This is a genomic window from Vibrio sp. 1CM2L (genome assembly GCF_023161695.1).
GTDB lineage: Bacteria > Pseudomonadota > Gammaproteobacteria > Enterobacterales > Vibrionaceae > Vibrio > Vibrio coralliirubri.
This window is the reverse complement of the sequence record NZ_JALNTT010000006.1, coordinates 156,321-174,172: the sequence shown is the minus strand read 5'-3', so window position 1 is coordinate 174,172 and position 17,852 is coordinate 156,321. Positions and strand designations below refer to the sequence as shown.

Below are 17,852 nucleotides of genomic sequence, written 5' to 3'. Positions count from 1 at the left end.
AAAGGGCTGCATATAGCAGCCCTTCAAGGAATGGGTAATCTCACTTGGCGTTAACCTTTAAGAGGTAACTGCCTAATATGGTCGATTAACGATCCCAGTATGTTTCTTCTAAGCTATCTTCGCGTTCTGGTAGTGCACGAGAAAGGCGAGGAGAGTGCTGAGTCAACACTTCGTAGCTTACACGGTTTGCGTACTTACAAATTTGAGACAGTGAAGAGTAAGTTAGACAAGTATGTTCGTGTTTCTCTGAGTTTGGTACATTCACGTGGTGGTAGCTGTTTGCTGCCATGTCGTGAAGTAGTGCTGAAAGTGCACCATCGCCAGCACCATTGGTATTCTTAATCTCAAGGGGGCCACCTAGGTAAGGGCCAATGTGAGAGTACACTTTTACTGGGTCTTTACAGTCTTGCTTGCGCATCGCACGGCTGAATTCGTATTTATTGAACTCAGGGATGTTACCCGGTAACAATGGCAGTGTGGTTTCGCGTTTCGCTGGTTCGTCAGTGTAACCTGCCATGTATAGACCAATAGGGCCAGCAGTACATAGAACTAGGTCAACCCACTCAAGTGCCTTGTTAGCTGCCAATAGAGGATCTTTTTCACCCGTTAGCGCTTCACCTTCATCTTCGTTCATCGCGACGATGGTTACGTTTTCTTTCAGGTATTCTTGCCACCATTCAGCGTTGCCTTCGATCACATACTTAGTACCAAGTGTTAGTACAACAGGCACATTGTGCGCTTTGGCGTATTCAATCGCTTTTTGTACCGCTTTTGGCATCGGATCTTCAGGTTTGCCACGCATTAGGTATGACGACACAACCAATGCAGACGCTTTCTCGAACACTTTTTCAGGAATGCTTTCTGGAAGCAGCTGGTTCATGTGGCCTTCGTTGATTGCAAACGTACGTTCGCCATCTTCAGAAATCAGCGTGTAACAACGACCAATTGGACCATCAACAGTTTGAAGGTGGTTTAGATTCATACGAGAGGAAGTGCGGCAAAGGTAACGATAACCAAATGAGCCAACTTCAATCTTCTTAGACATCACGCCAAGCAGGACAGATTTGCTGTCTGCAAGTACGGAATAGTTGTGCAGTGTGTTGCCGATAGTATCGCCAGGGTATTGATGCGTGATCAAACCGCGCTCAACTAACTCTTCATACAGCGCATCTGCTTTACTTTCTTCCAATACCAGTGAGTGACCTTTACTCAGCTCGTATTTTTCTAAGAACTCGTTGTCAACACGGGCTTCGATATCAACAATCGTTTGCCCAACACCGACAATCGTTGCGCGGTGAAGCTTAGGCGTTTGTTGAATTTGGTTGACCAACGGATCACGTGCGTGAGTTGGAAAGTAGTGCTTAGATTTACGCTGTCCAGGAAACTTCATATGAAAAATACAGTGAAAAAATTTTGCCGCATGATATCACATTTTGTTTCTGTTTCTTTCATTTTTATTACATTTTGAATCACCTGCACAATGTCTGTACAGGGGATTAGGCTTACTTGTGCTTAAGGCTATTCAGCAGGAACAAGTGTTGCTGGATCTACGTAAGCCTCTGTACCCCAAAGAGGAACAGTTGAAAGGCTATGTTTGAAACTGCCTTCCGTTTCTTTGGTGGTGTAAGACAAGTAAAGCAGCGACTGATTCTCTGCATCGTAGATACGACGAACCTTCATTGTTTTAAAGAAGATACTTTTCGATTGCTTGAATACCACTTCGCCAGACTTACTCTTGTCTATTTGAGCAATCATTTCTGGTGTAATTTCACCTGTTTGACGACAAGAGATAGAGCTATCACTTGGATCAGAAAGGCTAAGGTTTGCTTCGATTGATGCGATATGGCAGGTAACACCCGCGATCTTATCGTCATCTAATGAAGACATCTTGATATCCTTCATTGTGAAGAAACCCAGTGAGACGTCGCCAACCTCGTTGTCCGAACAGCCAGCTAACATTGTCACGATACCTGCTGCTATTAAGGCTTTTTTCATAAGAAGTCCTTTTTATTTATATAGTTCTGTTTACTATAAGGATATTGAAAGCTTGAATACGAGTGTAGAGCTTTTCGCTAAGTTCTTAAAGGATGTTGTTGGATAATGAAAAATATGAAGCATTTAAAGTACTTGTTGGCCTTGGTCATGCTCTGTATGCTCTCTGCTTGTAGCTCGGCACCTCAGCCGACCGTATGTCTTCCAAATAACTGCGATATTTGGGGATACTAACCGTAGGTACTAAAAGAATGAATAACGAAATACCTGAAATTGCACACAAGAAAAACCAATGGCTGTTTAGTCAGCTCGATATTGCTTACCCCGCAAAAGAGAGCCTTCTCGGCCGTGAACTTTATCAAAGCAAACTCCCATCCAAGACATACCAACTCCTAGCACAAGATCAAACTCCTTCCCAAATTGATGAACTGCATAAAGTCGATTTCCATAAATTGACCGTGCTATTTTCACTTAACCAAGCAAGCGTTTACCAAGATGAAACCGAAAGGGCACACATGCTTGAGTTCTTGAGCCAAATTATGCTCTCTGACGATCATGTCTTATATATTGGTACTCAAAACGGTGAAGTTGTGGCGAGCGCTATCGTCACAAAGGCGGATGATTCCCTATTGATCTCGGATCTCGTTGCTGGAAATGGTCAAAGTATCAACAACTTTGCTAAGCAGTTACACGATTTTTGGGCACAAGATCATGCTTCTTGCGATAAAGTGTGGATCGAGAACTAAAGATTCTTTGACAAAGCGTTAATCTAAGTACAATACCCCGTCTTATTTAAAGGGTATTGTATGTACAAGCTATTGATATCAATCGCTGTATTGTGTGTTAGCGCTTATTCTTCACTCAGCTTTGCTAACGACTGGGATATAAAACGCATCCTAGTTTTACACTCATACGAACCTTCTTATCAATGGACTGCTGACTTCCAAAAAGGGATAGACAGTGCGTTCAGCCAGTCTCAAACCGAAGTTAAACTCTCAATAGAGTATTTGGATTCAAAGCGTGTTCACAGCCCAGAGTATTACGACTCTCTTGCGCACTACTTACGTACGAAATATGCAGGTTATAAATTTGATGGTGTAATTGCGACGGACGATAACGCGGCCAATTTTCTTGAATCTCTGCCTAATTTGATTGATCGCTCCACACCTGTCGTTGCAGGCGGCATCAATGATTTCAGCACCGACATGTACGCGGTGTCTGACAGAGCAACCGTGCTTTATGAGAACGATCAGATAGACGTTAATATTAAGCTGATCTCCAAATTAAGACCTAATCTAAAGAATCTCTATTTTGTAAATGATTACAGTGTCACGTCTGAATTGATTCATAAAGAAATGAACAAAATGATGGCTGAAATTCCAAATATCAATCTCGTAGAGATACGAGACTTGTCGCTGGAGCATACGAGTCAGTTTTTGGAAGGGATCTCTGCGGACGATGCGGTGTTGCTCAGTCATTACAACACCGAGTTGAAGCAAGGGGTTTACCACACTTACCAAGAGATTGCGGATACGTTGTCAAAAGCGAGTGCCGCTCCGGTGTTTGCTTTGTGGCATTTCTATATTTCGGGTGATGTACTCGGTGGCTACGTTAATCACTCACAAAGCATGGGTGAAGAGGCTGTCGATGCGTTGGATAAATACCTTCCTCTTGGTTTTACGACACCGTTAACTCCCGGAGACAACAAACGTTTTGTATTCAATTACCTTGCAATGAAGCGATACGGGATTAGTGCGAACGCGTTACCTGACGAAGCGGTTTTCATTAACGAGCCTTCGTCCTTTATTCGCAAAAACTTCCAGTTGTTATTGGGGCTGTCGATGGTGATTGCGGGTTTAAGCCTGATCATCTTGATGCAATTCGTTACTCTGCGCCAAAAGAAAGAGTTGGCGAATAAGAACAAACGAATCCTAAAGCTTCAGAAACAGACCTTGAATATTCAAAAGGATATGATTCATGTTCTCGGAGAAGCAATTGAAACCCGCTCTGGCGAAACAGGTAATCACGTTAAGCGTGTAGCCAAGTTGTCTGCACTGCTTGCGAAGTATCGTGGCTTGAGCCATCGTGAGGTCGAGATGATTGAGATCATTAGCCCAATGCACGATGTGGGTAAGATTTCTGTCCCTGAATCGATCTTGGATAAACCTGGGAAATTAACCGACCAAGAGTGGGAAGTGATGAAGCTTCACACTACGGCTGGCTACAACTTATTGAAGAGCGGATCTGGTGATATTACCAACCTCGCAGCAATCATTGCTAACGAACATCATGAGCGCTGGGATGGAGCAGGATACCCGAATGGCAAAGTGGGAGATGAAATACACCTGTTTGCTCGTATCACAGCTGTAGCCGATGTATTTGATGCGCTGCTTAGTGCACGTTGCTACAAAGAACCGTGGCCGTTAGAGATGGTGGTCGATTTGTTCGAGCGAGAGTGTGGTTACCAGTTTGATCCTCAGCTTACTAAATTGCTACTGAAACACTTACCCGAGTTTGTCGCTATCCGAGATTCGTATCCCGATACTGGAACTGTAGAATATGCGTCTGCACCTACTATTGAAGCAAAGGTATTAAAAGAGTCGGTTGTTAGCTAACCGTCGCTCTCTTTGAGTTGCCTATACGTCTTGGCTTCTTTATCTATTCTCCACGATCCGGCTAGGAAGTGGTGATTTATATTTTCCACTGAAATTGAGTCACTTATGTAAACCTCGCAGTATTTGGTTTCGCAGAATCTGGGTTAATTTGATGAAAACTGTTGCTTATGCCGAGCGATAAAGTGATCAACTCCATATTTCGCGAAGAGAAATAAGCCTGTATCCGCAAACTGTTACCTCAATCATCTCGCCCATTGAAAGAACACTATAGGATAAAACTTGGATTCAATCTAAGTGAGATACCTATGCGGTTAGAACAGACTAAATGTGTGATTTTCGATTGTGACGGAACACTTATCGATAGTGAAAAGCTGTGCTGCCAAGCTTTGGTGAACGTTTTCACTGGCTTTGGAGCGGAGCTAAATGTCAACGACTGCTATGCGCACTTTCAAGGCGGGAAGCTAGCCGACATCTTAATGGATACACAAGAACGTCTTGGGCTATCTATCTCTATTGATACACTTGAACCATTATATCGCACTGAATTAGAAGCGCTGTTCCAGCGTCATTTAAAACCGATGGACGGTGCTATCGAACTTATTGAATTCCTAAAACAACAAGATATCGAGTTTTGTATCGCTTCCAATGCACCGAAATCTAGAGTTGAATCTTCATTGGCGATGACAGGCATGCTTGACGACTTCAAAGGCAAAGTGTACTCAGCTTTTGATGCTAACAGTTGGAAGCCAGATCCTGATCTAATCATGTACACGGCCATGAACATGGGTTTTCTGCCGAATGAGTGCATCTATGTGGATGATACGTTGAAAGGGATTGAGGCTGGTGTTCGCGCGGGTATCCAATCGTTTCGATTACGCCCGAGTATTGATGAAGCAATCGTAGATCCCGAAGCCGACTCAGCAGAACTCGCGGCTCAGGATATCTACAGTTTAGAAGAAATTTCAGTTTGGATTAATGGCAAGCACTGCTCAAATGGTGGTATATCGAATTCTGCAGCTTTGGTGGGGTAGTGCTTAATTGAAGGCTGACTACCTTACTAAATTGTTTGGTATGGAAACCGCAAGATGCACAAGTAAACTTCTCTCCACTTTCTGAAAGCAGATACTCGTCGTGTTGGCATAAAGGGCATGTAATGTCGTCGGTGTTTGGTGTTTCTGTTTTATTCATTATGTGTCACCTGCAGCAAGAGGGTAAGCGAAAAAAGACCCGTTTAATTAGATTACTCCTAAGCTCGAATATTAGACAGTTCTGACACTTCTTAATCTCTCCTTTGCGACTTGCTTCATGGTAATTGATAATGTCATCGTTATTGACCATGCCTCTTGTAATGTTATTAAACAAAAGCCAAAAAAAAGGACCCATTACGAGTCCTCATTAGTTTGTTTTCAACTCGCGCCGCTAGTTCGCCAGTTGAGCCTTAAGTACGGTATCGTGCCAACGTCTGAGACAGAGAAACCGACGCTTCTGTTAGTCTAGATACACCATTTGAAGAGTTTTGAGCGACGTCTTTAATCACATCGGATTGGCTGCGAATATCGTTAAGTTCAGCTGCAATCGTATTGGCAACGTTACTTTGCTCATCGGCTGATGTTGCGATTTGGATACTCATGTCCATCAGTGCTTGAGCTGAATCTGCAATCGAGTTGACGTCGTGACCAATGTCCGAAATCAGCTGGCTACTGGTTTGCGCTTGATCAACTGTTTGTTCGGTGATCTTCGCGATATTTTGGCTCTCTTGCTGCAAGCGTTCAATCATCGCTTGGATTTCAACGGTAGCTGACTGAGTGCGGCTTGCCAGTGTTCTTACTTCATCAGCAACAACAGCGAAACCTCGGCCTTGTTCGCCCGCACGAGCGGCTTCAATCGCGGCATTCAAAGCAAGTAAGTTAGTTTGCTCTGAAATAGCATTGATCGTCGTGATGACCTCGTTAATTTGGCTCGTGTTCACATTCAAGCTAGTAACAGAAGACGAGGTTTGCTCAATCAAAGAAGAAAGGGTGGTGATTTCCGAGATGGCTTGTTGAACCTTCGCGTGGCTATCATTGATTTGCTGCGCGTCTTGCTCAGTTTGTTCAGTTGAACGGGCAGAGATGTTAGAGACTTCATTTGCCGAAGCTGTCATCTGATCCATTGCTGTCGCTACAGAGTCCAGAGAGGCGTTTTGGCTCATGATTTGTGTTTCGCTGCGCTTCATCTCTGTTTCGAAAGAAGCCGACGTTTCACTTAGCGTTGCTGCACTGTGGTTTACGTTGTTGACTAACTCACTAAGCGTGTCCATTGAACGGTCAAGCGCACAACCAATCGTACCAAATTCGTCACGGCCAGGGTGGAAGCCAAGGCGTGATGTTAAGTCACCATCACCAATCTTTTGAGTCGTTGAGTAAAGAACCCAAAGTGCGCCGCCTAGGAAGGTCGCTACCCAGTAACAGAAAAGACCAAAAGGCACACACCACAAAAAGCTCAGTAATAAAGTGTACAGTGCTTGCTGCTTTTGATTCTGTATATCGTTAGTTGAAACGGTAAGTGAGTAGTAGTTGCCATCTTGTGCGAGTGCTGTGGCAGTCACCGAACCATTGTTTGAAATAGTGGTTTGTTGAGCGCGAGTTTGCTGACTAACAGAGCGAACAGAAGCAGGGGAATCTGATGCTGATAAAATGCCTTGCAGTTGATACTCGACCTGCTGTTTTGCAGTTACGTCAATGTGCTCCATTTTGTTGACGTAGTTGAGTCCAGCTAGGCTTGCCAGAGCGGCAAAAAAGATTAAGAAAATGACCCAAAACTTGTCGTTGATCGACATCTTGATAAACAGTTTGTCTATCGTTCGAAATTGTACTTCTTTCATAAAAACTCCACGGTAAATCCTTTACCGTGGACTCTAAATAACCGACCTCAATAAAAATGTGACTTCAATCGACTAATTGTGAAAATTAATGATAGTGACATGTTGTTTATGAGACCTGGATCAAGCAAATTAGTTCTTTATAGGTTTATTAGCCCAAAGAAGGCAGTAACCCTACTGAAATAAGAACTTGAATGGCAATGATAAATACGCCAACGCTACCTGCTAAAAACAGCGCTTTGCTACCGCCTAACACTTGGTAACTGGCTTCTGCAGATTGAGGTTTGACAGAGAAATCAGTGTAACGAACCTTGTAGACCATCACTGTTGGTAACAGAATCGCGAGCACTGAAAGTGCAATGGCTGCGTAGCCTAAAGCCATGATGAAGCCTTGTGGGTAAAATAAGGCAAAACCCAGTGGCGGTAAGAAGGTGATAGCAGCTGTCTTAACACGTTTCGCGTTACCTAGTTTCTTGCTCAGTGAGTCGCCCATAAATTCAAATAAGCCCAAGCTAACACCAATAAAAGATGTCAGTAGTGCAAGGTCCGCGAACACACCGACGATCACGCTTAGGTTGGATTGATGAACAGTCTGCGATAGTGAGACTAATAGCGCGCCTAAACTTGTATCAGACAATAATTGCTCTTGGCTAATCACACCCAAAGTAACACTTTGCCAGAAAACGTAGATAAGCAGAGGCAGTGCCGAGCCAATAATCATTACTTTACGTAAAGAACGGACGTCACCATCTAGGTATCGAACGATTGATGGGATGCTGCCGTGGAAACCAAAAGAGGTAAACACAACCGGAATCGCCGCCACAATCAGGCCTTGCTGTAAAGGCATACTCATTAGGTATTGAGAGGTAATGTTTGGCGCTAAGAAGCTGAGTACCAAAACCATCGCGATAAGCTTTAAGCCAAACAAAACGCGGTTAACTTTATCAACACTGTGTGTACCAATCGTCACAACGCCAGCAACTAATAGGGTAAATAGAAGCGTGGTGATTTGAGCATTGAGTTCGATACCTGCGATATCGGAAATTCGTTGGTTAAATTGCGCACCGCCGCCAGCTATGTATGCCGCACACAGAGCGTAGAAAAGAAACATCACCGCGAAGCTCGCAATCCACTTTCCTTTTGTCCCTAAAATGGTGTGAGCTAACGTGTGCAGGGTAGCGTCAGATTCTGCGAATTGGTGAAGCTCTACCATTAATAGTGCCGTAAAGGCCATTAACGCCCATAAACCCAGCATCAAGAAAAGTGAAGTTGAAAAGCCAATACCTGCAGAAGCAAGTGGAAGAGCGAGCATGCCAGCACCAATAGTTGTGCCTGCAATGATCAAAGTACTACCAAAAACCTTTGATTTATTCATTGTATATAATTCTTTACGTTAGGGTGTGTTTTCATTGTAATTCTTCTAGCTTAAGCGCATAAACCCAAAGAATATCTCGATTTTGAAGTATTCTGATTGAGTTTAATTCCAAATGCAATGCCTAATGTAATTAAAAATATCCACTGTAAATTAATATTTACATAAAGGGGCGTGGCAGCATTCAAATGAGCAAAGCAAACGTTTGACCATGACCAGCTTCAAAATTTATAGAGTAATTTGTTGTACTTGGTGTAAGGTGACAGTACATATGTCGTTCGCGTATACCCCTTTAGCGTAAAAAAGCGTTAATGATCGCGAGTAGCTTTAAGCTATGAATATGGAATGGGTAGAGTAGAGTGCGTTCATCAAAGTGACATAATATAAGTCCAAGATGGTGCACTAGTTAATAGGACATCATGTCCACATCAAGGAATAGAGGGGGCACAATGAGTGACCAATCTTATAATGACGAAAGTCTAGAGTTGTTAGATGCTATGGAAATTGGCATTGATTTGTCTGACTATGAACAGACAGTGAAACAGTTAGCAGAAGAGCTTTTCAAGTCTTCAAACTAAGCTTTTAAGATCTTTAATTCAGTTTCAGCTGAAACGTTTTAAAGCTAAAAGTTTTCTTAGCTAAAGCTTCTCAAAGCAAACAATTCTAAACTGAGCAAATCTTATTCGCTCACACGTCATACCAAAACTATCCTCATTAAAGTTCGCGAAGATAAACGAGTACGTTTACCATGTTACTTAGTTCTCGATACTTTAATGAGGTTCAATGAACTTTCTCGCACACCTTCACATCGCCAAGCACTGTAACAGTAACTTAGCAGGTAACCTGTTGGGTGATTTTGTTAAAGGCGACCCTAATAAACACTATTCTGACTCCCTTTCTGACGGCATTAGGCTTCATCGATTTGTTGATAGCTATACTGATCGTCATGATGTATCTCGTTCTGCAAAATCACTTTTCTCAGACCAAACACGACGCTTTGCGCCTATCGCACTCGATGTATTTTGGGATCACTGCTTAGCCAATCATTGGGCTCAGTTTTCACAGCAGACATTAGAGCGTTTTTGTTTAGATAGCCATGAGCAGATCTTTGAACATCAAGAGCCGCACTGGCCAGAAAATTTCGTTATGGTTCATCAGAAAATGGCTGAGCATCGATGGTTAGAGAGCTATCAAGACATGTCGTCTATAGAGGTGGTATTGCAGCGAATGGCGTTGAGAAGGCCCAAGCTCGGTATGCTCGAGGCATGTTACGATGACCTCGAACGTCACTACGATACGTTGCAGTGTCACTTTAATGAGCTTTATCCCAACGTTTTAGAAGAAGCGAAGCAGTTTAATGCGCTTCAAATGAAGAAAAATCAAAAGGAAAGGTAAACAGCGTAATGCAGGTTTGCTACAATCCGCGCCTATTTAATCTTTGAGCATCATACTATGTCTGAATCTACAAAATCTTTTAACCAACTAGGATTATCTGAGCATCTTCTTGCCACGCTATCAGAGCTTAATTTTACGGCTCCGACCAGTGTTCAAGAACAAGCGATTCCATTGGTATTAGAAGGCAAAGATGTACTGGCTGGTGCTCAAACGGGTACAGGTAAAACGGCCGCGTTTGGTTTACCGATTATTCAAAGATTAATCGAGACAAAAGACAACGTTATTCCGAACCCTAAGCTCGTTCGTGCGCTTGTGTTAGTACCAACTCGTGAATTGGCACAACAGGTTTTCGATAACTTAACTAGCTACGCAAAGGGCACTGACATTAAAGTCGTGGTGGCTTACGGCGGCGTTAGCATGAAGGTTCAAACTGATAACCTACGCGGTGGCGCAGATATTCTTGTCGCGACGCCTGGTCGCCTTATTGATCACATGTTCACTAGAAACATCATGTTGAGCCAAACGGAAGTACTGGTACTGGATGAAGCTGACCGTATGTTAGATATGGGTTTCATGCCTGACATCAAACGTATTCTTTCTCGCATGAACGAAGTGCGTCAAACCCTGTTCTTCTCTGCAACGTTTGATAACAAAATCAAAGCGATTGCACACCGTATGATGCAGAAGCCGAGTGAAATTCAAGTTACGCCAAAAAACAGCACCGCTGAAACCGTAACACAGATGGTTTACCCGGTAGATAAGTCGCGTAAAAGTGAATTATTAGCGTATTTGATTGGCTCAAAAAACTGGCAACAAGTGTTGGTGTTCACTAAGACTAAGCAAGGCACTGATGCTCTCGTTAAAGAGCTTAAGTTAGACGGCATTAAAGCGGCATCAATCAATGGCGATAAGAGCCAAGGTGCGCGTCAAAAAGCCCTAGACGATTTCAAGTCAGGCAAAGTTCGCGCGTTGATCGCAACCGACGTGGCAGCCCGTGGTATCGATATTCAGCAGCTAGAACAAGTTGTGAATTATGACATGCCATTCAAAGCAGAAGATTACGTTCACCGCATCGGACGTACTGGCCGTGCAGGCAACAGCGGTTTAGCGATCTCTTTGATGAGTCAGGACGAAGCGTACCTACTGGGTGACATTGAGCGATTACTTGATACGCGCTTGCCTCAAGAGTGGCTAGAGGGCTTTGAACCAAGCCTTGAAAAAGATCTAGCGCCCGATCGTGGTGGTCGCAGCAAAAGCCGTTCATCAGAAAAACGTAAGATGAAAGCAAAGCTTAAGATTCATCAAAATCGCGGTAAAGCCCGTCGTTAACAAGCTGGACAAAGCTCCAGTTTAAAGATCTATACATATAAAAACGCGCCGTTACAGTGACTTCTGTAACGGCGCGTTTTTGTATCTTATAAGCTCTTAATGGGTATGAAGCCGATTAAGCTTTATGTTCCTGGTTACACTTCCATTCACATGGCACTTCGTAAATCAGCTCTTCAATCGAGGTTGGATTAAGAACCCACTCTTCTTCAATATTGAACTTGCTGACCATCTGCGTGTTGAAAAGCTGCCAATGCTTAAGTAGGGCATCTTCCGGTGAGGTAACCATATCGCCTTCATTCCAAGTGCTTTCCATAAAGGGAGTGAGGCATACAGCGCCGTTTGCGTACATGATCATTTGCCATTTAACTTCATAAATGTTGATCATTTTGTCTGGGTTAGCTGCATTGTATTCAGCGGCAAGGCCGTTAATTTCTTTTTCAACATCGCCGACATTGTCGATGAAGTAATCGACAAGGTTGTCTTCTTGGCGAACAGAGTCCGAAATAAGCTGCATTGGCCTACGTGAGTGAATCATGTTGGTGAACAGACGCATGCTAAACAGGTAGATAGCGATATTTGGCGCAACATCTTTTGGCAGCTCTTCCATAATCTTACTGATGTAAGACTGAAAATAATCGTGTAAACAATCACTTATCGCATGCCAAATCTTTTCTTTGCTACCAAAGTGGTGGCGGATAAGGCTATGTGATACGCCTGCCTTTTCACTGATGTTTCGCAGTGATACACGATCGTAGCCAAAGTCACAGAACATGTCTGCGGCAACGCTCATGATCAAAAAACGCGTCTCTTCGGCGTCTTTTGCACTTCTTCTACCTTGCTTCTTTTCGGTCATCTTCATTTCACATAATTACCTGATTACCACATTCTACACTGTTTTTACTGAAATAAAAAATACTGCACAAGTGGAAAGTAAAGCTTGAGAATTATTTAATATTAAATATACTGCCCACCTGTGTAATAAATCATAATAATTAAATGGAGAGACATCATGCAGTCCAATTTGTCTATCAATGCCATATCGAGCAAGCGCATGGGAGCTGTTATTGCAGCACTATTGCTCGCAGGCTCTCTAACTGGATGTGACAAAGTTCAGTCAGAGGAAAATGAGCAGGTAATCAAGCCAGTCAAGCTGTTCGAAATCCCGCAACAGACTGATATTGATCTTGATAGCTTCATTGCAAAGGTTGATGCAACTGACCGTGCGGCACTTTCTTTCCAAGTGGGTGGTGATATAGAAACCTTCGATGTTCGTATGGGACAAGAAGTGAAGAAAGGTCAGGTGTTAGCCGTATTAGACGCGACGGATTACCGTATTGCCGTTGACGCAGCCCAAGCTAAATTTGATCTGGCGAACAGCCAATACAAACAAGCTTCTGAGTTGTATGCGAAAAAACTGGTCAGTACCGATTACTACGACCAAGCCGTGAACACCTTTACTGCCGCTGAAGTTGAGTTGGACCAAGCAAAAACAAACCTTGGCTACACCACCTTAGTTGCTCCATTCGATGGCGTGGTATCGATGGTGTTTGGAAAGCAATATCAATTGATCGCAGAAAAGCAGCCTGTACTGAATATCTTGAATCACAGTGAAATGGATGTGACGTTTTCAATTCCAGTATCAAAGCTTGAAGACCGTTCTATTCAAGACCTAACGAGCTCAAACATGTGGGTTGTGATGGACAGCCACCGCGGTATTCGTATCCCGACTCGCTTTAAAGAAATCTCAACGCAACCAGATGAAGACACCAACAGCTACCAAGCGGTTGTGTCTATCGAAAAGCAAGAAGGCATCAATCTACTTTCTGGCATGACAGCGCAAGTTGAAGTTCAGAAAAGTAAATCTGACTACGGCATTGGTATTGTGGATTCAGCTTGGTTAAACAAAGAAGCAGGCCATGGTGAATTATGGCGCTATAACCCTGACTCTCAATTGATTTCTAAAGTACAAGTCCTTCTTGATGAGCAAGGCAAGGTTATCGATGGATTGTCGTCTGGCGACCTTATCGTTGAAGCGGGTGTGGATGTGTTATCAGACGGACAACAAGTAAAAGCTTGGCTTCGTGAGGGCGGTATTTAATGAACTTTTCAAAATTATCAGTTGTTGTCGCGTCGGCTCTGTTACTTCAAGCCTGTAATAATGAAGCTGTACACCGTGAACAACCGCCTTTGTTGGTTTCTACCTTTGAAGTTGGCGCACCGCTGACTAATCAGTTCAGAAGCTTTAATGGACAGGTGATGCCAGCTGAATTGACTCCCTTGGCATTTAAGCTAGCAGGCGAGATTCAACAAGTATTAGTAGAAGCGGGCGACAATGTCGAAAAAGGGCAGTTATTAGCCACCTTAGATAACGCAACGTACGTCCAAGATCTGACTGACGCTCAATCTCAATTCAAACTGGCGAGCAAACAGTTGGCCCGTGGTACTGAGATGTTTGGCAGCGAAATGTTATCGCAATCAGAACACGACCAACTGACGGCTAACTACAAGCTCGCATCGGCGAATTTGGCGGCGGCGAAACGCAAGCTAAGTTACACAGAGCTTTTAGCGCCGTTCTCAGGAACAGTTTCAACTGTCGATAAGCAACGATTCGAAAACACGACGCCTGGAGAAACACTACTGAGTGTGTACCAGAACGACAAAGTGTATGTGCGAATTCAAGTATCAGATTCGATCTTGGCGTCAATTAGCCCAGACATGCGTTCAAATAGCTATCGTCCTGAGGCGACCTTTGGCGGTCACACAGGCCAATATCCACTGACGTATCTAGAACACACCAGTGAACTGCACCCACAATCCCGTACTTACGAATTTTGGATGCAGATGCAGCAGCCTGAAAGTGAAATTCTGCCGGGCACAAGCGTTACGGTCAATGTAGATATGGCGAAAGCGGGCCTGAGCGATGTTCAAGGCTACCAATTACCAATGACAACGCTAGAAGCTGGCTCTCAAGCGAATCAGTTCTATGTGTGGAAAATGGAAGACGGACAAGCATTCAAAAGCGAAGTAGAAGTCGACAAGATCAGTGGCCAAGGCGCATTAATCGCTCATGGCGTTGAGCAAGGTGATCGACTCGTAAACTCGAATCTAAGAAAACTCCGTGACGGAATCCAATTGTCAGGAAAAGCAGAATGAACATCGCAGAATATTCAATTAAAAACAAAGTAATCAGCTGGCTGTTTCTAGTCATTTTAGCCATTGGCGGTGTGTCGTCTTTTGGCAACCTATCGCGTTTAGAAGACCCAGCTTTTACCATTAAAGATGCAATGATTATTTCAACTTACCCTGGCGCAACGTCAATGGAAGTTGAAGAGGAGTTGACGTATCCACTTGAAAAAGAGATACGACAGCTGCCTTATATCGACAAGATTACCTCAACCTCGTCGAATGGCATGTCTCAAATTATGGTGAGCATGAAGATGGACTATGGTCCGGATGAGCTACCTCAAATCTGGGATGAAATGCGTCGTAAGATCAATGACCTACAGCCAACGCTACCGAGTGGTGTTAACTCTGTTCAGATCATCGATGATTTTGGTGATGTGTTTGGCGTGATGATCATGTTGACGGGTGATGGATACGATTACGTCGAACTCAAACAGTATGCTGATTATCTCACACGTGAAATCGAACTGGTTGAAGGCGTAGGCAAGGTTAGTATCGCAGGCGACCAACAAGAGCAATTGTTCGTTGAGATGTCACTTGAGCGTTTAGCGGCGTTAAACCTAGACATGTCGACAGTGACATCATTGCTCGCACAGCAAAACAGTGTGGTATCGGCTGGTGAGGTAATGCTCAATGGTCAAAGCCTAACGATCAAACCGAACGGCACGCTAAGTACAGTTGAAGAGCTAGAAAACTTAATCATTCATGGTCGCGATACGGGTAACCTAATTCGCTTGAAAGATGTCGCTGAGGTCACCCGCGGAATCCAAGAAAAACCAGGTAATGTATTAACTTACAACGGCAAACCAGCCATCAACCTAGGTATTGCGTTCTCATCGGGCGTAAACGTGGTGGAAATTGGTAATGCGCTTGATGCAGAACTTGATCGCTTAGAAAGCATTAAGCCAGCCGGTGTTGAGTTGAATTACTTCTACAACCAAGCACAAGAAGTGGACAAGTCTGTTGCTGATTTCTTGATCAGCCTAGTGGAAGCGGTCGCAATTGTTATCATCGTACTTCTGTTCGCGATGGGCTTACGCAGTGGTTTGATCATTGGTTTAGTATTGCTACTGACGGTGTTCGGTACGTTCATCTTGATGGACTACAACGATGTCGAACTGCACCGTATCTCGCTAGGTGCCTTGATCATCGCACTCGGTATGCTGGTGGACAACGCGATTGTTGTCGTTGAAGGTATTCTGGTTGGCTTGAAGAAAGGAAAGACTAAGCTTCAAGCAGCAAAAGACATCGTGACACAAACGCAATGGCCACTATTGGGTGCAACCATTATTGCTATCACAGCCTTTGCGCCTATCGGCTTGTCGAAAGATGCGACAGGCGAGTTCATGGGTTCGCTGTTCTGGGTACTGTGTTTCTCACTGTTTTTGAGTTGGGTAACAGCACTAACACTAACGCCATTCCTTGCTGAGATGCTGCTTAAAGAAGAAGACAAGGTTGATGAAAACGTAGACCCTTACAAAGGCATCTTGTTCGTTGTATTTGGTGCGTGCCTGAAAGTAGCGCTTCGATTTAGATGGCTTACTGTAGTAAGTATGGTCGCGCTATTAGCAGTTTCTGTCGTCGGTTTTGGTATGGTGAAGCAGCAGTTCTTCCCGCCATCAAATACGCCAATGTTCTATGTCGACATGTGGATGCCGGAAGGCACTGATGTTCGTGAAACGATCAAGCAGACAGAAAAAGTCGAAAGCTACATTCGCCAGCAAGATGACGTGGAGTTTGTGACAACAACGGTTGGGCAGGGTATGCAACGTTTTGCGCTGACATATCAACCAGAGAAAAGTTACGAAGCCTACAGTCAGCTACAAGTTAGAACGACTGACCGTGACACCATGTTTAAAGTCCTAGAAGGGCTAGACAAGGACTTGGCCAATAAATTTGAACAACCGACGTTCCAATTTAAACTGATTGAGTTTGGCCCGTCACCAGCTTCAAAAATCGAGGCTCGTATTAGTGGTGCCGACCCACAAATCTTGCGCAGTATTGCGGTTGAAGTAGAAGATATCTTGTTAGCGGACCCAGGCTCTCGAAATGTTCGTCACGACTGGCGTGAACGTACCAAAGAGCTCGTGCCACTGTTTAACGAATCAAAGGCTCGTCGTCTTGGTATTTCAAAGACAGATCTGTCCGAGACGTTACAGATGGCGTTTGGTGGCTACAACATCGGCTTACTGCGTGATGGTACGCATATGTTACCTATCGTGGCACGCCTGCCTGAAGAAGAGCGTTTTGATTTTGAATCACTAAACAATGTGAAGATCTGGAGCCCATCACTGCAAACCTACATTCCTGTAGAACAAGTGATCGATGGAGTTGAACTTCAATGGTCTGAGCCGTTGATTCAACGTCGTGACAGAAAGCGTACGTTAACGGTTCTAGCAGATCACGATGTATTGGGTGATGAAACACCAGCTAGCTTGTTTTCTCGCGTAAAACCAAAGGTTGAAGCACTCGATTTACCAGCAGGTTACAACATTAGTTGGGGCGGTGAGTACGAGAGTTCTAAAGATGCACAAGAATCTCTATTTGGTTCACTGCCAATGGGTTACTTGTTGATGTTTATCATCACCATGCTTTTGTTTAACTCGCTTCGTAAGCCACTTGTGATTTGGTTTACGGTACCACTTTCTATCATTGGTGTTTCGATTGGTCTGTTAGGTACCAATATGCCATTTAGCTTCACGGCGTTCCTTGGCCTACTGAGCTTAAGCGGCATGATTTTGAAAAACGGAATCGTCCTGCTTGACCAGATCAACACCGAACTCTCAACAGGTAAAGACCCATACCTAGCGGTTGTAGACAGCGCGATCAGTCGTGTGCGACCGGTATCTATGGCAGCACTAACGACTATCTTGGGCATGATTCCCTTGGTATTCGATGCATTTTTCGGCTCGATGGCGATTACCATCATGGCAGGCTTAGGCTTTGCTACCGTACTAACGCTAATAGTAGTACCAGTGATGTTCGCTATTTTATATAGAATCAAACCGTCCACTGCGGGTTATTAGGGATTGATATAAAACAGATTCTTTTAAGCCAGCCCAGTCAAATTCGACTGGGCTTTTTTATGGGTGTGACTTGGCGATAC

At 43.9% G+C, this 17,852-nt stretch carries 14 protein-coding genes; 9 read left to right on the top strand and 5 right to left on the bottom strand.

The window, feature by feature from the left end; all coding sequences use genetic code 11:
• Positions 1-85: 85 nt before the first annotated feature.
• Positions 86-1,390, bottom strand: a complete 1,305-nt coding sequence (locus tag MSG34_RS18985) for an inosine/guanosine kinase (RefSeq protein WP_017069885.1) — start codon at positions 1,388-1,390, stop codon at positions 86-88.
• 128 nt (positions 1,391-1,518) lie between these two features.
• The gene (locus MSG34_RS18980) at positions 1,519-1,995 is read right to left on the bottom strand and encodes a CreA family protein (protein ID WP_017059837.1); all 477 of its coding nucleotides are present in this window, start codon (positions 1,993-1,995) and stop codon (positions 1,519-1,521) included.
• A gap of 248 nt (positions 1,996-2,243) precedes the next feature.
• Here MSG34_RS18980 and MSG34_RS18975 point away from each other — a divergent pair, with 248 nt between their 5' ends.
• The 3 genes from MSG34_RS18975 to MSG34_RS18965 all read left to right on the top strand — a co-directional run bounded on the left by MSG34_RS18975 (position 2,244) and on the right by MSG34_RS18965 (position 5,638).
• Complete coding sequence (locus MSG34_RS18975) at positions 2,244-2,738, top strand: hypothetical protein (RefSeq protein ID WP_248339034.1); 495 nt, start codon at positions 2,244-2,246, stop codon at positions 2,736-2,738.
• Positions 2,739-2,798: 60 nt separating this feature from the next.
• Complete coding sequence (locus MSG34_RS18970) at positions 2,799-4,607, top strand: HD domain-containing phosphohydrolase (RefSeq protein ID WP_248339032.1); 1,809 nt, start codon at positions 2,799-2,801, stop codon at positions 4,605-4,607.
• A 305-nt stretch (positions 4,608-4,912) separates the two neighbouring features.
• Positions 4,913-5,638: an HAD-IA family hydrolase gene (locus MSG34_RS18965; RefSeq protein WP_048608419.1), complete on the top strand. Its 726-nt coding sequence runs from the start codon at positions 4,913-4,915 to the stop codon at positions 5,636-5,638.
• Between the two features lie 407 nt (positions 5,639-6,045).
• Here the strand turns inward: MSG34_RS18965 and MSG34_RS18960 are convergent, their stop codons facing one another.
• Together MSG34_RS18960 and MSG34_RS18955 are read right to left on the bottom strand one after the other, a co-directional pair.
• Complete coding sequence (locus MSG34_RS18960; RefSeq protein ID WP_048613711.1) at positions 6,046-7,470, bottom strand: methyl-accepting chemotaxis protein; 1,425 nt, start codon at positions 7,468-7,470, stop codon at positions 6,046-6,048.
• Positions 7,471-7,618: 148 nt separating this feature from the next.
• Positions 7,619-8,842, bottom strand: a complete 1,224-nt coding sequence (locus MSG34_RS18955) for an aromatic amino acid transport family protein (RefSeq protein ID WP_248339030.1) — start codon at positions 8,840-8,842, stop codon at positions 7,619-7,621.
• A 446-nt stretch (positions 8,843-9,288) separates the two neighbouring features.
• On the opposite strand from MSG34_RS18955, the gene MSG34_RS24220 reads away from it, so the two are divergent.
• The 3 genes from MSG34_RS24220 (at position 9,289) to MSG34_RS18945 (ending at position 11,563) form a co-directional block, all read left to right on the top strand.
• Positions 9,289-9,417: a hypothetical protein gene (locus MSG34_RS24220; RefSeq protein WP_017059831.1), complete on the top strand. Its 129-nt coding sequence runs from the start codon at positions 9,289-9,291 to the stop codon at positions 9,415-9,417.
• 205 nt (positions 9,418-9,622) lie between these two features.
• Positions 9,623-10,234, top strand: a complete 612-nt coding sequence (locus MSG34_RS18950; protein ID WP_048612524.1) for an ACP phosphodiesterase — start codon at positions 9,623-9,625, stop codon at positions 10,232-10,234.
• 57 nt (positions 10,235-10,291) lie between these two features.
• Positions 10,292-11,563 (top strand): DEAD/DEAH box helicase, encoded by a 1,272-nt coding sequence (locus tag MSG34_RS18945; RefSeq protein WP_017059829.1) that lies wholly within the window; start codon positions 10,292-10,294, stop codon positions 11,561-11,563.
• A gap of 115 nt (positions 11,564-11,678) precedes the next feature.
• Here MSG34_RS18945 and MSG34_RS18940 read toward each other — a convergent pair whose 3' ends face one another.
• Positions 11,679-12,422, bottom strand: a complete 744-nt coding sequence (locus MSG34_RS18940) for a TetR/AcrR family transcriptional regulator (protein ID WP_048612523.1) — start codon at positions 12,420-12,422, stop codon at positions 11,679-11,681.
• A 150-nt stretch (positions 12,423-12,572) separates the two neighbouring features.
• On the opposite strand from MSG34_RS18940, the gene MSG34_RS18935 reads away from it, so the two are divergent.
• Genes MSG34_RS18935 through MSG34_RS18925 form a run of 3 tightly spaced genes read left to right on the top strand, consistent with a single transcriptional unit; the run spans position 12,573 to position 17,772 of the window.
• Positions 12,573-13,661, top strand: a complete 1,089-nt coding sequence (locus MSG34_RS18935) for an efflux RND transporter periplasmic adaptor subunit (protein WP_248339028.1) — start codon at positions 12,573-12,575, stop codon at positions 13,659-13,661.
• The gene (locus MSG34_RS18930; protein WP_248339026.1) at positions 13,661-14,716 is read left to right on the top strand and encodes an efflux RND transporter periplasmic adaptor subunit; all 1,056 of its coding nucleotides are present in this window, start codon (positions 13,661-13,663) and stop codon (positions 14,714-14,716) included. Before MSG34_RS18935 ends, MSG34_RS18930 begins: the two co-directional genes overlap by 1 nt.
• Positions 14,713-17,772 (top strand): efflux RND transporter permease subunit, encoded by a 3,060-nt coding sequence (locus MSG34_RS18925; protein WP_248339024.1) that lies wholly within the window; start codon positions 14,713-14,715, stop codon positions 17,770-17,772. The genes MSG34_RS18930 and MSG34_RS18925 overlap by 4 nt, the downstream gene beginning before the upstream one ends.
• Positions 17,773-17,852: the final 80 nt, after the last annotated feature.

Coding starts and splice junctions, on each gene's coding strand:
- MSG34_RS18985 (WP_017069885.1), bottom strand. CDS start 1,390: ATGAAGTTTCCTGGACAGCGTAAATCTAAGCACTACTTTCCAACTCAC.
- MSG34_RS18980 (WP_017059837.1), bottom strand. CDS start 1,995: ATGAAAAAAGCCTTAATAGCAGCAGGTATCGTGACAATGTTAGCTGGC.
- MSG34_RS18975 (WP_248339034.1), top strand. CDS start 2,244: ATGAATAACGAAATACCTGAAATTGCACACAAGAAAAACCAATGGCTG.
- MSG34_RS18970 (WP_248339032.1), top strand. CDS start 2,799: ATGTACAAGCTATTGATATCAATCGCTGTATTGTGTGTTAGCGCTTAT.
- MSG34_RS18965 (WP_048608419.1), top strand. CDS start 4,913: ATGCGGTTAGAACAGACTAAATGTGTGATTTTCGATTGTGACGGAACA.
- MSG34_RS18960 (WP_048613711.1), bottom strand. CDS start 7,470: ATGAAAGAAGTACAATTTCGAACGATAGACAAACTGTTTATCAAGATG.
- MSG34_RS18955 (WP_248339030.1), bottom strand. CDS start 8,842: ATGAATAAATCAAAGGTTTTTGGTAGTACTTTGATCATTGCAGGCACA.
- MSG34_RS24220 (WP_017059831.1), top strand. CDS start 9,289: ATGAGTGACCAATCTTATAATGACGAAAGTCTAGAGTTGTTAGATGCT.
- MSG34_RS18950 (WP_048612524.1), top strand. CDS start 9,623: ATGAACTTTCTCGCACACCTTCACATCGCCAAGCACTGTAACAGTAAC.
- MSG34_RS18945 (WP_017059829.1), top strand. CDS start 10,292: ATGTCTGAATCTACAAAATCTTTTAACCAACTAGGATTATCTGAGCAT.
- MSG34_RS18940 (WP_048612523.1), bottom strand. CDS start 12,422: ATGAAGATGACCGAAAAGAAGCAAGGTAGAAGAAGTGCAAAAGACGCC.
- MSG34_RS18935 (WP_248339028.1), top strand. CDS start 12,573: ATGCAGTCCAATTTGTCTATCAATGCCATATCGAGCAAGCGCATGGGA.
- MSG34_RS18930 (WP_248339026.1), top strand. CDS start 13,661: ATGAACTTTTCAAAATTATCAGTTGTTGTCGCGTCGGCTCTGTTACTT.
- MSG34_RS18925 (WP_248339024.1), top strand. CDS start 14,713: ATGAACATCGCAGAATATTCAATTAAAAACAAAGTAATCAGCTGGCTG.